The 13,833-nt window shown below is 45.5% G+C and carries 13 protein-coding genes and 6 tRNA genes; 7 read left to right on the forward strand and 12 right to left on the reverse strand.

Features of this window, described 5'->3' with window-relative positions:
• The 8 genes from PHE37_RS06130 to ileS all read right to left on the reverse strand — a co-directional run bounded on the left by PHE37_RS06130 (position 1) and on the right by ileS (position 9,140).
• A complete protein-coding gene (locus PHE37_RS06130) occupies positions 1–792 on the reverse strand; it encodes a carbon-nitrogen hydrolase family protein (RefSeq protein ID WP_299993672.1) in 792 nt (263 codons plus the stop codon).
• Positions 792–986: an exodeoxyribonuclease VII small subunit gene (gene xseB, locus PHE37_RS06135; protein ID WP_299993673.1), complete on the reverse strand. Its 195-nt coding sequence runs from the start codon at positions 984–986 to the stop codon at positions 792–794. Before xseB ends, PHE37_RS06130 begins: the two co-directional genes overlap by 1 nt.
• Positions 983–2,080 carry a homoserine O-acetyltransferase gene (locus PHE37_RS06140; protein ID WP_299993674.1) on the reverse strand — a complete coding sequence of 366 codons (1,098 nt, stop codon included), beginning with the start codon at positions 2,078–2,080 and terminating at the stop codon, positions 983–985. Before PHE37_RS06140 ends, xseB begins: the two co-directional genes overlap by 4 nt.
• Positions 2,081–2,088: 8 nt before the next feature.
• Positions 2,089–3,354, reverse strand: coding sequence for an O-acetylhomoserine aminocarboxypropyltransferase/cysteine synthase family protein (locus PHE37_RS06145; protein ID WP_299993675.1), 1,266 nt, complete (start codon positions 3,352–3,354; stop codon positions 2,089–2,091).
• A 101-nt stretch (positions 3,355–3,455) separates the two neighbouring features.
• Entirely contained in the window at positions 3,456–4,901 is a 1,446-nt protein-coding gene (guaB, locus tag PHE37_RS06150; protein ID WP_299993676.1) for an IMP dehydrogenase, read from the reverse strand.
• A gap of 5 nt (positions 4,902–4,906) precedes the next feature.
• The gene (gene gatA / locus PHE37_RS06155) at positions 4,907–6,247 is read right to left on the reverse strand and encodes an Asp-tRNA(Asn)/Glu-tRNA(Gln) amidotransferase subunit GatA (RefSeq protein ID WP_299993677.1); all 1,341 of its coding nucleotides are present in this window, start codon (positions 6,245–6,247) and stop codon (positions 4,907–4,909) included.
• Positions 6,244–6,369, reverse strand: a complete 126-nt coding sequence (locus PHE37_RS06160; protein WP_299993678.1) for a hypothetical protein — start codon at positions 6,367–6,369, stop codon at positions 6,244–6,246. Before PHE37_RS06160 ends, gatA begins: the two co-directional genes overlap by 4 nt.
• Positions 6,366–9,140, reverse strand: a complete 2,775-nt coding sequence (gene ileS / locus PHE37_RS06165; RefSeq protein WP_299993679.1) for an isoleucine--tRNA ligase — start codon at positions 9,138–9,140, stop codon at positions 6,366–6,368. Before ileS ends, PHE37_RS06160 begins: the two co-directional genes overlap by 4 nt.
• 99 nt (positions 9,141–9,239) lie before the next feature.
• On the opposite strand from ileS, the gene PHE37_RS06170 reads away from it, so the two are divergent.
• The 7 genes from PHE37_RS06170 (at position 9,240) to PHE37_RS06200 (ending at position 10,973) form a co-directional block, all read left to right on the forward strand.
• Positions 9,240–10,331: a CinA family protein gene (locus PHE37_RS06170; RefSeq protein ID WP_299993680.1), complete on the forward strand. Its 1,092-nt coding sequence runs from the start codon at positions 9,240–9,242 to the stop codon at positions 10,329–10,331.
• Between the two features lie 81 nt (positions 10,332–10,412).
• Positions 10,413–10,488: transfer RNA gene (locus PHE37_RS06175), tRNA-Lys, on the forward strand.
• A gap of 15 nt (positions 10,489–10,503) precedes the next feature.
• Positions 10,504–10,579, forward strand: a tRNA-Glu gene (locus PHE37_RS06180).
• A 31-nt stretch (positions 10,580–10,610) separates the two neighbouring features.
• A tRNA-Val gene (locus tag PHE37_RS06185) sits at positions 10,611–10,686 on the forward strand.
• Between the two features lie 12 nt (positions 10,687–10,698).
• Positions 10,699–10,775, forward strand: a tRNA-Asp gene (locus tag PHE37_RS06190).
• Between the two features lie 33 nt (positions 10,776–10,808).
• Positions 10,809–10,884 (forward strand) — tRNA-Val (locus tag PHE37_RS06195).
• 12 nt (positions 10,885–10,896) lie between these two features.
• A tRNA-Asp gene (locus tag PHE37_RS06200) sits at positions 10,897–10,973 on the forward strand.
• 62 nt (positions 10,974–11,035) lie between these two features.
• Here PHE37_RS06200 and PHE37_RS06205 read toward each other — a convergent pair.
• The 4 genes from PHE37_RS06205 to PHE37_RS06220 form a co-directional block, all read right to left on the reverse strand.
• Positions 11,036–12,184 (reverse strand): VWA-like domain-containing protein, encoded by a 1,149-nt coding sequence (locus PHE37_RS06205; RefSeq protein ID WP_299993681.1) that lies wholly within the window; start codon positions 12,182–12,184, stop codon positions 11,036–11,038.
• Complete coding sequence (locus PHE37_RS06210) at positions 12,184–13,179, reverse strand: MoxR family ATPase (protein WP_300008308.1); 996 nt, start codon at positions 13,177–13,179, stop codon at positions 12,184–12,186. Before PHE37_RS06210 ends, PHE37_RS06205 begins: the two co-directional genes overlap by 1 nt.
• 64 nt (positions 13,180–13,243) lie before the next feature.
• Positions 13,244–13,474, reverse strand: a complete 231-nt coding sequence (locus PHE37_RS06215) for a hypothetical protein (protein WP_300008310.1) — start codon at positions 13,472–13,474, stop codon at positions 13,244–13,246.
• A 14-nt stretch (positions 13,475–13,488) separates the two neighbouring features.
• Positions 13,489–13,773 carry a hypothetical protein gene (locus PHE37_RS06220; protein ID WP_300008312.1) on the reverse strand — a complete coding sequence of 95 codons (285 nt, stop codon included), beginning with the start codon at positions 13,771–13,773 and terminating at the stop codon, positions 13,489–13,491.
• Between the last annotated feature and the right edge of the window lie 60 nt (positions 13,774–13,833).

Consider the following 13,833-nt stretch of genomic DNA (forward strand, 5'->3'; position numbering starts at 1 on the left):
CTATTTTCGCTTTCGTAACGCCTCTTTAAATCCCCAACCTTTTCGCGATTCAGTAAGACTTTTACGATCTAAATCCATAATCAATAACTCTTCCGTATTGCCAAGATCCGCTTCAATCTCCCCATCGGGAGAGACAACCATCGAATCACCGTAAAACTTCCATGCATGTTTCTCATCAAAATATTCTCCGACACGGTTTGCACGAAGAATGTAGCAATTATGGGTAAATGCCCGTGTTTTAATCAGTTCGCGCCAACGATTATGCGACTCAAACGTTGAAGCGCTTGGGATCAATACCGCATCAACTGCTTTAGCGCTTACAGCTTCCCATAATGGATCGAAATGGGTCTCAAATCCCCCCATAACAGCAAACTTAAACCCTTCACACGCAAAAATCATCGGAGGTTTGACCGGCTCAATCGGGTTGTTAAAAAACTTCTCTTCGTTCCAATGGGGATAATTGATCAAAAATTGCTGAGGGTAATACATAACACTGCGTCCATTGATCTTTGCAATCATCTTCGTACACTCTTTTTTCTTGACCGTAACAATGGGTGCAACAAACGTAAGATCGTATTTGAGGGCTAATGCCTTAAGGATTTCGATTTGATGGGCACTTTGTTCCGCAATCATAGAGACCGGAGTCTGAACCAGCTCTTTAAAAAATGGGTTGAGAAGGTATTCCCCCATCAAAATAAGTTTTACCCCTTTTTGATGGGCAACGCGGGCATAATTTTCGAGTTTATTGCTCCCCATACCGATGGAAGGGAGCTGGAGTATTGCGACACGCATTATTGCTCCTGATTTTTGATGATTTGAATCTGCAACTGCGCATCTTGGAGCATTTTTTCAGCGACACGAAGTTCTTTCATCCCTTCTTCGTACGCCTTTACACTCTCATTCATCGGTAATGCAGGATCCATTAGTTTTTCCAAAATCGCTTTTGCATTCGTAATTTTTGTTTCAAAACTCTCTTCCGTACTCATAGTGCCTCCCGAACGTATTGCTCTATTTTATCAATTTCTACTAAAAAAGCATCATGACCGTAATCGCTTTTTACCTCGAGATAATCACTGTTGGATTTTCCTAATGTTTGCATAATCGTATGGACATTTTCCATCTCGGAAGGGAGGAAAAGAATATCTTTTTCAAATCCGACCAGATAAAGTTCGGCATTGATTTTTCCTAAAGCCTCTTCGAGTGAATCAAACCCTCGTGAAAGGTCATAGATATTGATCGCTTTGGTAATATAGAGATATGAGAGCGGATCAAACCATTTGGTAAAATTGTACCCGTTATACTCCAAATACGATTCGACCTGAAACTTCCCGAATAATTCAAACAAACCATCCGTCCGTTTGTATTCACGTCCGAATTTCTTAGCCATCGATTGATGCGATAAAAAACTGATATGCCCTGCCATACGGCCGATTGCCATACCGCTAAGACCGTTTTCACGGATGACTTCAGGATCGTAATAGCCGTTTTTAAACTCAGGATCTTTGAGAATCGCCTCTTGCGCCACTTTGTTAAACGCAATAGCCCACGGTTGTGTTGCCGCCGTCGTTGCCATAGCGATGATCTTTTTGGCAAAATTCGGGAAAAAGACACCGAATGCAAGCGCCTGCATTCCTCCCATCGATCCGCCGATTATCGCATGGACCTGATGGATCCCCAAACGGTCAAACAGAATCCTCTGTGCTTTGACCATATCTAAAATCGTCACAACCGGAAATTTATAGCGATACGGTTCATTATACGGGTAACGAAGTGACATCGGTCCGGTAGAACCGAAACAGCTCCCTATTACATTGGTACAGATCACGAAAAATTTGTCGGTATCGACCGCTTTTCCCTGACCTATGAGTCCATCCCACCAACCGCTTTTGTTATCCCCTTCATACGTCCCGGCTGCATGATGAGACCCTGTAAGGGCATGGCAAATTACAATCACATTATCTTTCGCTTCATTGAGCTCTCCGTATGTCTCGTAAACAATGTCATACGGTTCTAAAATACGTCCGCTCTCCAAATAGAGCGGATTGGTAAAATGTTCAGTGTGAATTTGCAGATTTAACATAATACCCTTTACGCGTCGAACGCCGCTTTCAAATCAGCGATCAGATCATCATATGCTTCCAAACCGATACTAAGACGAATAAGCCCTGATGGTACACCGCATGCAATCAATTCCTCATTCGAGAGCTGTTGATGGGTCGTTGATGCCGGATGGGTAATGATCGATTTTGAATCTCCAATGTTTACAACGAGAGAGAAAAGTTTTGTAGCGTCTACGATTTTTTTCGCCGTTTCAAAACTCTCTACCTCAAAACTGAGCAATCCGCTCGACATACCGTTTTGGAAGTAGCGTTGTGCATTCGTGTAGTTACTGTTACTTTGAAGCCCCGGATAGTTTACTTTTTTAACTAACGGATGAGACTCCAAAAACTCTGCAACGGCTTGAGCGTTACGTGAATGTTCTCTCATGCGGAGCGACAATGTTTCGATCCCCTGAATAAAGAGCCATGAGTTAAACGGAGACACAACAGCACCCAAGTCGCGTAACAGCGATAATCGGGCACGCAAGGTAAACAACGGCAACGGTACATCCACATAGACCAGTCCGTGATAACTTTCATCCGCTTCGTTAAATTGAGGATAGCGAGGATTTGAACGGATCATATCGACTAATCCGGTACGTTCAACCATAATCCCGCCGATCGCAAGCCCTTGTCCGGTAGTGTACTTGCTTGCACTGTGAACGACGACATCCACTCCGTATTCGAATGGTCGGCAAAGAACCGGAGTCGCTACCGTATTGTCCACAATCGTAAGGATGCCATTTTTTTTAGCGATAGCCGTAATCGCAGATATATCGGCTACATCAATACTCGGATTGGTCAATGTCTCAAAAAAAATCGCTTTGGTTTTATCATCTACCAGTGCTTCGATCTCACTCGGGTTTTGAACATCAAAATAACGTGCAGTAATGCCGAAACGTTTTAATGTATACGAAGCTTGGGTCAGTGTTCCGCCGTAAAGCTGACGAGCACAGATTATGTTGTCTCCTGCCTCTGCAGCATTGGCAATTGCGTAAAAAATAGCCGCCATGCCGCTGGCAGTTGCTAAACCGGCTGCTCCCCCCTCGAGTGTCGCAAAACGTTTTTCAAACACATCGGTCGTAGGGTTATTCAAACGGGTATAGATGTTTCCCAGTTCTTTTAGAGCAAACAAATTTGCCGCATGTTCAACGTCTCGAAACTCATACGCGGTTGTTTGATAGATGGGAACGGCCATCGTACTTTGAGAGTCTTTGTCATATCCCGCGTGAAGTGCTTCAGTTTGGAGTTGCATAATCATCCTTTACATTTTTTTGTAAATTATTGTATCGTCATCCCACATTTTTTCCCAAGTATCCCTACTGATTTTATAGGGATTATTCTTGAAGAAATAACTTAGATATGATAATTCGGCGCTTCTTGCGTAATAATGACATCATGAACATGGGACTCTTTAAGACCGGCACTGGTGATTTCAACAAATTCCGCTTTATCCCAGAACGCTTCGATACTTTCCGATCCGCAATACCCCATAGACGAGCGAAGTCCACCCATCATTTGATGAACAACGGCTGCAATACTTCCGCGGAACGGTACACGCCCCTCGATCCCTTCAGGAACCAATTTATCCGCTGCAGTCCCCTCTTGGAAATAACGGTCCGTTGAACCTTTGGTCATAGCCCCGATCGAACCCATACCGCGATATGATTTGTATTGACGCCCTTGGTACATGATCGTATCTCCCGGAGATTCTTCAGTACCTGCGAGGAGCGATCCCGCCATAATTACGCTCGCACCTACAGCAAGAGCTTTGGCAATGTCACCTGAATAGCGGATTCCGCCGTCGGCGATGATCGGTACTCCGTGTTGACGTCCGACTGCGGCACACTCATCGATAGCTGAGATTTGAGGAACCCCTACTCCGGCAACGATACGAGTGGTACAAATAGAACCCGGTCCGATACCCACCTTAACACCGTCAACTCCTGCTTCGATCAACGCAAGCGTTGCTTCACCTGTCGCAACGTTTCCTGCAATGACGTCGACAACCATATCTTTTTTGATCGCTTTGACTGTATCGATAATCCCTTTTGAATGACCGTGTGCCGAATCCAAAACAAGTACATCAACACCGGCATCAACAAGAGCACGTGCGCGATCAAGCTGTCCGACACCGATCGCCGCACCGACACGAAGGCGGCCGAAGTCGTCTTTGTTCGCATGAGGGTATTCAATCCGTTTTTTGATATCTTTGATCGTAATAAGACCTTTTAAAAATCCGCTTTCATCAATAATCGGAAGTTTTTCGATCTTGTTTTTGTGCATGATTTGCTCAGCCTCTTCGAGAGTAATACCCGCTTTTGCCGTAATAAGAGGCATAGGTGTCATTACCGCTGATGCCAGCTTTTTCAAATCTTTTTCAAAACGCATGTCACGATTGGTCAAAATTCCCAGGAGCTTATTGTGTCCGTCCACAACCGGAACACCGGAAATTTTGAATTCGTTCATCAACTCTTCCGCTTCTGAAAGTGTTGCATCCGGGTGAACATAGATCGGATCGATAATGATTCCACTTTCGGATTTTTTCACTTTTTTGATCTGTTTCACTTGGGTTTCGATATCCATATTTTTATGGATGATTCCGATACCGCCCAAATGTGCCATAGCAATTGCGGCTCGGTATTCCGTTACCGTATCCATCGCCGCAGAAACCATCGGAATATTGAGTGGAATGTTACGAGTCAACATTGTTTTCAAACTCACCTCTTTAGGAAGAACCTCAGAGTATTTTGGGATGAGCAATACATCTTCAAAAGTGAGGGCACGTTTACGAATATTCATGATAATTATCCTTTGAGTTGAGTTTCGAGGCTAAGAGCCCCGTTAAATAGGGTTTGCTCCGCATATGGAGCCGCTATGAGTTGAAGACCTACGGGCATCCCGTTTTCAGCAATATCCACCGGCAAAGAGAGTGCCGGGAGTCCTGCCAAGTTGACTGAAATAGTATAAATATCGCTCAAATACATCTCGAGCGGATCGCTGAGCGCACCGAATTCATAGGCTGTACGCGGTGCTACCGGAGTAAGGATCAAATCGACCTCTTCGAAAATCTTATTATACTCCTCTTGGATCAATCGACGTACTTTTTGAGCTTTGACATAATACGCATCATAATACCCGGACGAAAGGACAAAGTTGCCGAGCATGATACGTCGTTGTACTTCCGGACCGAATCCTTGCGATCGTGTTTGAAGAAACGTATCTTTGAGATTTCCTCCCTCTACGCGATTACCGTAGCGGATACCGTCGTATCGGGCGAGATTGGTGGTCGCTTCCGCCGTAGCGGTAATGTAATAAGCCGAAATATCGTATTTCGGGTCCATAAGAGATTTTTCAACGATGGTATGGCCTGCATTTTTAAGCGCTTCAACGGCTTTAGTATACGCTTTACGGACATCTGCTGAAGCATCTTTGACATAATCAGGGACAATAGCGATTGTAAGTTTAACGTTAGTATCAAGTTTGTCGCTCACTGTTCCGTCATTACGATCTGCAGAGGTCGAATCTTTCGGGTCATACCCTTGGATAATGTCATATAAAATAGCCGCATCTTCGACATTTTGGGTCATAGGGCCGATTTGATCGAGCGAACTGGCATACGCACCCAACCCGTAACGGCTGACACGCCCGTAGGTCGGTTTCATTCCTACAATTCCGCAAAAAGCGGCCGGCTGACGGATCGATCCGCCCGTATCGCTCCCCAGTGCCGCTACCGCAAGCCCTGCCGCTACCGCTGCAGCCGATCCGCCCGAACTTCCGCCGGGGACACAGTTGTGATTAAGCGGGTTAAGGGTTTTGCCGTAACAGCTGCTCTCAGTCGTTGAACCCATCGCGAATTCGTCCATATTGGTACGTCCGAACGGCGACATATTCGCGGCTAACAGTTTTTCGATAACAGTCGCATTATAGGGAGCAATATATCCTTTCAAGATATTTGATCCCGACGTGACCGACCAGCCGGTTACTTGGATGTTATCTTTAATCGCAATGGGAATCCCTTCGCCGACGTTAAGAACATCGATATACGCATTTAATTCAGGGTTTGCGGCAATTTTTGCTTTTAATTCTTCTTTGAGTGAAGCAAGTTCTTCTTTCGAGAGCTTTAACGCCTCTTTGAGTGTTATCATACACTTTCCTTTCTACGTTTTGCTTGTTTTACCATCACAATACCCATGGCAATAACTGCGAAAATTACACCGACCGTTTCAAAAACAAAGCTCATCGGTACAGGTTGTGATACATCGATCATTCAGCGACCATCCACCCTGAAATAACGCCGCTGCAGCGTGGGCATACCATCTCTTCTTTTTCACTGTGGTATTTCCAACAGCGAGGACATTTAGCTTTTGTCGCGAGGGCAATATTAAATGTATCCCCTTCATATTCAAACGATCCTAAAACATCTTTCAATTCACAAGCGCACCATTTTGAAATCACCAGATATTCTTCGATATCCGCTTTTTTCATTGATTTGGCGCATTCTGACGTCGTTGAGATAACAAGTTCAAGGGTATTCTTGATTACTTTCTCTTTTTTAAGTCCGTCAACGATCTCATTGAATTTTTCACGAATCACTTTCATCGTTGCATCATCCCAGCTGCTCTCAACCGCTTCGATGGAACGATAGGTAATATCAAAAATATCGTTTGCGGACCCTTTTAAAATCGCCGGGGCATTTTCAAAAATTTCATCCGCGGTGTACGTCAAAATCGGTGCGATAAGGCCGAGCATTGAACGGGCGATAATAGCCATCGCACTTTGGGTTGAACGGCGCTCAATTGAACCTGTCGCGTCGCAGTACATACGGTCTTTTGTAATATCGATGTAAACACCGCTGAGTTCATTGACGATGAAATAATTAAGCCCGCTCATTCCGTGAACAAAGTTGTATTCTCCGAAAAGACGATGGGTTTCGTCGAAAACCTCTTTCGCCTTTGAGACAATCCATTTATCGATTTCACCCATCTCACTGTAGGGAACGATCGATTCCAATCCGTCAAGATTCGCAAGCATAATGCGGAATGTATTACGAAGTTTACGATATTGATCTGCTGTTTGCTTGAGGATATTAGCAGAGATTTTCAAATCACCCTGATAGTCACTCATAGCTACCCACAAACGCAAAATCTCTGAACCATACTCTTTGAGCACGGTTTCAGGAGCGACAACGTTTCCTTTGGACTTGGACATCTTCTCACCCTTCTCATCGACGGTAAACCCGTGGGTAAGAAGTGCTTTATACGGTGCAATATGCTCAACTGCCGTACTCAAAAAGAGAGAGGACTGGAACCATCCGCGATGTTGATCGCTTCCTTCGATATACAAATCCGCCGGATAGGTTCCCGCATCATAATTTCGTGATTTGAGAACCGCATTCCAGGTTGATCCGCTGTCAAACCAGACATCGAGAATATCTGAAACTTTTTCAAGTTCATCCGCTTTATACGCACATCCCGGGTAGAGGAGTTCTTCGATACTCATCGAGTACCATGCATCGGTACTGTGCATTTCGAAAATCATTGCGATGAAGTTGAGAACTTTCTCATCCAAAATTACTTCACCGGTCGCTTTGACACGGAAAAATGCGATCGGTACACCCCAGTCACGCTGACGTGAGATACACCAGTCAGGGCGGTTTTCAACCATTGAGCCAAGACGGTTGCGTCCTGACTCTGGGAAGAATGATGTTTTTGCCACTTCAGCCTGCGCAATTTCACGAAGGGTTTTCGATTCGCCCTCAGGAGTTCCGTCTACACTGATAAACCATTGCTTCGTCGCACGATAAATCAGAGGAGTATGCGACCTCCAGCAGTGCGGGTAGGAGTGACGGAATTTGGACACTTTCAACGCTTTGTCACCTAACAGCGAAATGATCGGTTCGTTCGCTTTGAAAATATGCATTCCGACAAACGCTTCAGCATCCGGAAGGAGATTTTCACGAATCACCGTTTGATCGTAACATCCCGTCTCATCGACCGGCATAACCACTTCGAGGTTATAACGAAGCCCGATTCGGTAGTCGTCTTCCCCATGACCCGGTGCGGTATGAACACATCCCGAACCGTTGTCCATCATAACATGTTCACCCAAAACCAAATGGGAAGCACGTCCGTTAAGAGGATTGATCGCATAGAGGTTTTCAAACTTTTTCGCTTCGATTTTTTGGACGACCGTTCCCGTAAAGACACCCTCTTCAATGAGAGCGTTATAACGTTTTTCGGCAACGATATAGCCATCCGACGTTCGGACATACATCTCTTCCGGATTGAGCGAAATCCCGGTATTGGCAGGCAATGTCCACGGAGTCGTCGTCCAAATAACGACAGCGGCTGAACCTTCGATCCCTGCTCGGACTTTGGCTTCATCGCTCAGTTCAAAAGCGACATAGATCGAATAATCTTCTTTGTCTTCATACTCGACTTCCGCTTCTGCGAGCGCCGTACGCTCCGCCCAGCTCCAGTAAACCGGTTTTGAACGCTCGATCAACAGCCCTTTTTTGGCAACCGAACAAAGAGTTCGATAAATATTGGCCTCAAATTTGGAATCCATCGTCAAATAAGGGTTGTCCCAATCGGCGATAACACCCAATTTCTTGAATTCTTCACGCTGAATACCGACAAATTCGCTTGCATGTTCGCGGCACATTTTTCGCACTTCAGCAGTGCTTAGAAGCTCTTTTTTCTGTTTTCCGCCGAGTTTTTTCTCTACTTGCTGCTCGATCGGAAGACCGTGACAGTCCCAACCTGGGGTGAAACGTACCGATTTGCCGTTAAAATAGTGATATTTGACAATAATATCTTTAAGTATTTTATTGAGTGCATGACCGATATGGGTATGTCCGTTAGCATACGGAGGACCGTCATGCAGTGTAAAACTCGGAGCATCTTTACGATTGGCTTTCATCTTGCCGTAAACATCGTTGGCAATCCACGCCGCATAGCGTACAGGCTCATTTTGGACCAAATTCCCGCGCATCGGAAATTCGGTCTGAGGTAGAAGGAGGGTCTCTTTATAATCCATCTGTTACCTTATATAAAAAGTGGTGCATTATAGCGTTCAGGTGATTAAATTTTGCTGTCACTATGCTATACTATCCCAAATTTATCATCTGGGAACTTCATGAATCGCGATGTTATTTTCGTAGGTAATCGGCTGATTTTGAATGAAGCATTCGAGCGATACATCCTCCGCAGCATTAAAAGCCGTCTCGCTTCTATCGACTCAATCAGCTATTTCGAAGAATCGGACAAAGGGCTTTTTTTACACTTGGAAGGGCTTTTAAAAAATGACTCCAAGCTCATCATTGTAACAACCAAAAGCACCTTTACGATTGTCGGGAAACTCCTCAGTACCGTGACGGCAGACAACCAGATTTTAAAAGAGCAAATGCTCATCCCGTCGCGTGCCAGCATTCTCGAAAACGGCAGCTATTTACTGAGCCACAATACGTCGGAGATCAATGTTGTTTTAGCTACAGAGGGAAAAACTCTCCCCCCGATTCTGATAGACGATGAATCACGCCAGGCTACCATTCATCTTTTCAATGAAGAGCTCCTCAGTGCACAGACCCTTCTCGAACCGTTAGCCCAAAATTTTGACGTGAAATTGGAATTTAGCGAACTGGTAGAGGGATGGCTTAAAATCCGTATCCACACCCGTCGACATGGAAATCTGTCTCAATTTATCGCTTCAGCACGCGGACTTATGCATCATAAAGTAATCAGTGCAACCAATATCGCCGCATTTATTATCGAACGTCTCGGGAGTCATCATAAAAAACTCTCGTTCGCCGAAAGCTGCAGCGGAGGTTCGCTTGCCCATTTTTTCACGTCTCAAAGCGGTGCTTCCAATGTTTTTGAGGGTTCGCTCATTACCTACTCCAACACTCTCAAAGCCAACTGGTTAGCCGTAGACGATGATTCTATCGAAGCACACGGTGCGGTAAGCGCAGAAGTCGTTCTCCAAATGTCAGAAGGTTCCATGAACGTCAGCTATGCCGATTATTCCTTGGCTATCAGCGGTGTAGCCGGACCTACCGGAGGGACAGACGCAAAACCGGTCGGTACCGTATATATCAGTGCACGCTCTAAAACATCGGTTCATACCGAACGATTTCTTTTCGAAGGGGATCGTAATTACATCCAAGAGCAAAGTGTCCTTATGGCGGTAAAAATGCTCCTAAATATCGATCGAGAATTATTTTTTAGTTAATCCGACATTTTTCCTTGACAAAAAGAGTTCTTTCCCCTATAATTTCGCCCTCACAATCACCGAGTTTGGATGGTTGAAGAGGTCTCGTTAGCTCAGCCGGTAGAGCATCTCACTTTTAATGAGGGGGCCGATGGTTCGAATCCATCACGAGACACCATTGTGTTGATTCAGTGACCCTTTCGTCTAGTGGCCAAGGACACTATCACTTCATGGTAGGAACAGAGGTTCAAATCCTTTAGGGGTCGCCACTTGTTCAAGTTATTTTATTTATAAACTCATGGGAGTTTAGCTCAGTTGGTAGAGCGCTACCCTTACAAGGTAGATGTCACAAGTTCGAGTCTTGTAATTCCCACCATAATTTTTGGCTGCAGCGGTAGTTCAGTTGGTTAGAATGCCTGCCTGTCACGCAGGAGGTCGCGGGTTCGAGTCCCGTCCGCTGCGCCATATGTTATTTCGATTTCTTTGTATTAAAACTCTGGGAGTTTAGCTCAGTTGGTAGAGCGCTACCCTTACAAGGTAGATGTCACAAGTTCGAGTCTTGTAATTCCCACCATTCGTTTAGGTTGCAGCGGTAGTTCAGTTGGTTAGAATGCCTGCCTGTCACGCAGGAGGTCGCGGGTTCGAGTCCCGTCCGCTGCGCCACCTTTACTTTCCCTATTCTCTTTCTTTCACAACAAACAATTTCACTAACAATCTTTATAGTCTTAATCGAAAATGACCAATCCCCGTCCAAACGGAACTTTTGCTTTTCGCGATAATGCCCATAGTACTTCATAATTCGGCGGAATCCGCGGGAATGAGCCTTCTCCATCGGTAAAATAGAGCAGCATTGTCGTCATCGGCAGATTGGCTTCGACGTAATCAAACGTCGGTCGATAATCCGTACCCCCTCCCCCTTTGAGACGAAAGTCCATCTTCTCTCCCCCTTGGAACGTGTGATGAGCATGAACCTTTGCATCGGCGATGATGAGTTCAATCTTGACCGAGGGAAAATTTTGCATGATGGTCTTAAACTCCTCCATAAATGCTCCCAAAAGCGCATCATCGATAGAGCCGGATGTGTCAATCGCAACACATAGACTAAGGGTATCACTCGTAAGCGAAGGAAGTGCAATACCGCGATGGATATGTTTTTTATTCGGCGGCATAAAAGCGTAGTTGTTACGCATATGGCGATTGACCGCATTATAGAGTTCAAAACGCCAGTCTACATCGCTGGGCTTGACCTTTTTGCCTAAGCGCTCCAACCCCAGAGGCATCGCCCCTTTGCGCTGTGCGACTTCTTGTGCGATGGATGCGGCGTATTGCCACTGCGATTCATCCTGCGAATCCATTTCATCGCTGATTCCGTCAATGTTGGCGAAACCTTGCGAATCATCCGCTTCCTGAGACATACCGGCTTCTTGAGGTGCCGCGTCGCCGCTTTCGCTGAATGCATCTCCCCCCTCGCCGAAATACTCTTCTTTTAGAGCATCATAGATCTCTTCGGCGTACATCCCCTCAAATTCTTTGTTGTAGTTTGCCCCTTGCGGAATCGCCAAACCGTTTTTTGCGAGGAGATTGTTAATGGCATAATCGGTTGCCAACTGCCATAATCGTCCTCTGCGGTTTAGTTTTCTCTGTTGATGGGAGAGAACATGGTGCATCACGGCATTGGTGAGGATAAACATCACCTCCTCGACACTTCTGCGCTCCAAGAAATCGCTGTTGTAGATAAAACGTTTCCCGTTACTGGCATATCCCGACACCGAGTCGCTGGGTTCATGCTTTAACCGTGAGGCCAGCATCCCGAAATAAGGATATTTGACGGTGAGCAGGCTTTTTGCTTTGAGCAGTAGTTGTTCGGATGACATTATCGTAGCAATGTATTAAACTGGCGCATCCACAACGGCCAGCTTTCGACATGGTCGAGTTCGATTTTACGGGCACGAAGGTCTTGGATAATCATTACCGCAAATTCTCCGGGAAGTTTGAGCGAATAGGTGATAAGATTGTTCAGTTTTTTGCTTCCGGTATAATCATTTACCCGCATCGTAAGGGCGGTGCAGAGGATATGCAAAGCCGAAGGATCGGTAGGGACATCCGTACACGTTCCCTCCATAATCGCATCCAAATCAGGCAATTGTGCCGCAACGAGTCGAAAGCCCAGATACGATGCGGCCAATTCTTCCCCGATCGCTCCGGAAACCATCGCCATGACCAAATCTTCTTCGGGTTGCGAGGCCATGATATCGTTTACATAGGACCAGGTACGCGGTGTCGCAAAAGATCTGCTTTCGGAATTAAAAACAAACAATGCATCGGGACGATGAGAAATGTAGGCCACTATTGACGGTTCTATCCCTGCACTGATCGCCCAATTACGCCAATCTTCGACATTTGCTTCCATTTCCAAATGGACAAAACGGTTTGCCAAAGGAGCCGCCATCCGGAAAACGACACCGCGGTCACTCTCACGATTTCCGGCAGCAACAATCGCCCACCCATCCGGAAGGCGATATTCGCCGATCTTTCGGTCCAATATCAGCTGATAAGCCGATGCCTGAACCATCGGGGCGGCAGTATTGAGTTCGTCGAGAAAAAGTATCCCCTCTTCTTGACTCCCATCCGGTAAAAATGCGGGCGGGGCCCAAATAGCCGTATCATTCTTGGCATTAAAAAACGGAATACCGCGCAAATCAGTCGGATCGAGAAGAGAAAGACGCAAGTCGATAAACCCGATCCCCCGTTCACGGGCGATTTGGGCGACAATGGAAGATTTACCGATCCCCGGAGGCCCCCATAAAAAGACGGGGACTTTACGTTCACACAAATGTGCGAGAGATCGTTTGGCACTCTGAGGATTCATACACTATTCCTTTAGCTATCAGTACCGAAGGAAATGCAATTATTGTACGAACAAACCCCTACTTTTAATGTGTTTCAATAACCCCGCGCGGATACGATTTTCGTTTTACCTTCGCTTCGTTTCTTTCAACCGTTTCCACTTTAAGCTTTTGAGGAGCGTCTAACACTTTTTTTTGATTTTTTAGATTGTCTGTTTTTTGTTTCTGAGTATTTTGATGAGATGTAAGCTCTTGCGATATTCCATTAGTACTTACTACTAATGATGTCAGTACTAATGCACTCATGTATTTTTTCATTCAAATCCTCTTCTTTAACTGTTCTGATATGCACTTTGTGCCTGCACCTTTATATTTGCCGCATTAAATACATTGGCCGCTTTCTGCCCTTCACTACCGGATAATGCCGTCAGGTTGATCGATACACCCGTCTCTTGCGTCGGTTTTACTTCTGTTTGTGCCGGAGCCGAAACTTTTGTATCTTTTGCCAAATTCTGTGTAGCGGAATCACTTTTTTGTGCTTGAGCCGACGGATCAGGACGCCCTATTTGAACAGGCTGTGAATACGGGCTTTGAAAAAGATAGGAACTGACTGTCATCGGAAACCTCCTTTGCTCTTTTAAGAGAATTTACACCCTATTAACTCAAAAAGCCATTAA

The sequence above is a fragment of the Sulfuricurvum sp. genome (assembly GCF_028681615.1).
Classification (GTDB): domain Bacteria; phylum Campylobacterota; class Campylobacteria; order Campylobacterales; family Sulfurimonadaceae; genus Sulfuricurvum.

Coding starts and splice junctions, on each gene's coding strand:
- guaB (WP_299993676.1), bottom strand. CDS start 4,901: ATGAATATTCGTAAACGTGCCCTCACTTTTGAAGATGTATTGCTCATC.
- PHE37_RS06140 (WP_299993674.1), bottom strand. CDS start 2,080: ATGTTAAATCTGCAAATTCACACTGAACATTTTACCAATCCGCTCTAT.
- PHE37_RS06160 (WP_299993678.1), bottom strand. CDS start 6,369: ATGATCGATGTATCACAACCTGTACCGATGAGCTTTGTTTTTGAAACG.
- xseB (WP_299993673.1), bottom strand. CDS start 986: ATGAGTACGGAAGAGAGTTTTGAAACAAAAATTACGAATGCAAAAGCG.
- PHE37_RS06215 (WP_300008310.1), bottom strand. CDS start 13,474: ATGAAAAAATACATGAGTGCATTAGTACTGACATCATTAGTAGTAAGT.
- PHE37_RS06205 (WP_299993681.1), bottom strand. CDS start 12,184: ATGTCATCCGAACAACTACTGCTCAAAGCAAAAAGCCTGCTCACCGTC.
- PHE37_RS06210 (WP_300008308.1), bottom strand. CDS start 13,179: ATGAATCCTCAGAGTGCCAAACGATCTCTCGCACATTTGTGTGAACGT.
- PHE37_RS06130 (WP_299993672.1), bottom strand. CDS start 792: ATGCGTGTCGCAATACTCCAGCTCCCTTCCATCGGTATGGGGAGCAAT.
- PHE37_RS06170 (WP_299993680.1), top strand. CDS start 9,240: ATGAATCGCGATGTTATTTTCGTAGGTAATCGGCTGATTTTGAATGAA.
- PHE37_RS06145 (WP_299993675.1), bottom strand. CDS start 3,354: ATGCAACTCCAAACTGAAGCACTTCACGCGGGATATGACAAAGACTCT.
- gatA (WP_299993677.1), bottom strand. CDS start 6,247: ATGATAACACTCAAAGAGGCGTTAAAGCTCTCGAAAGAAGAACTTGCT.
- ileS (WP_299993679.1), bottom strand. CDS start 9,140: ATGGATTATAAAGAGACCCTCCTTCTACCTCAGACCGAATTTCCGATG.
- PHE37_RS06220 (WP_300008312.1), bottom strand. CDS start 13,773: ATGACAGTCAGTTCCTATCTTTTTCAAAGCCCGTATTCACAGCCTGTT.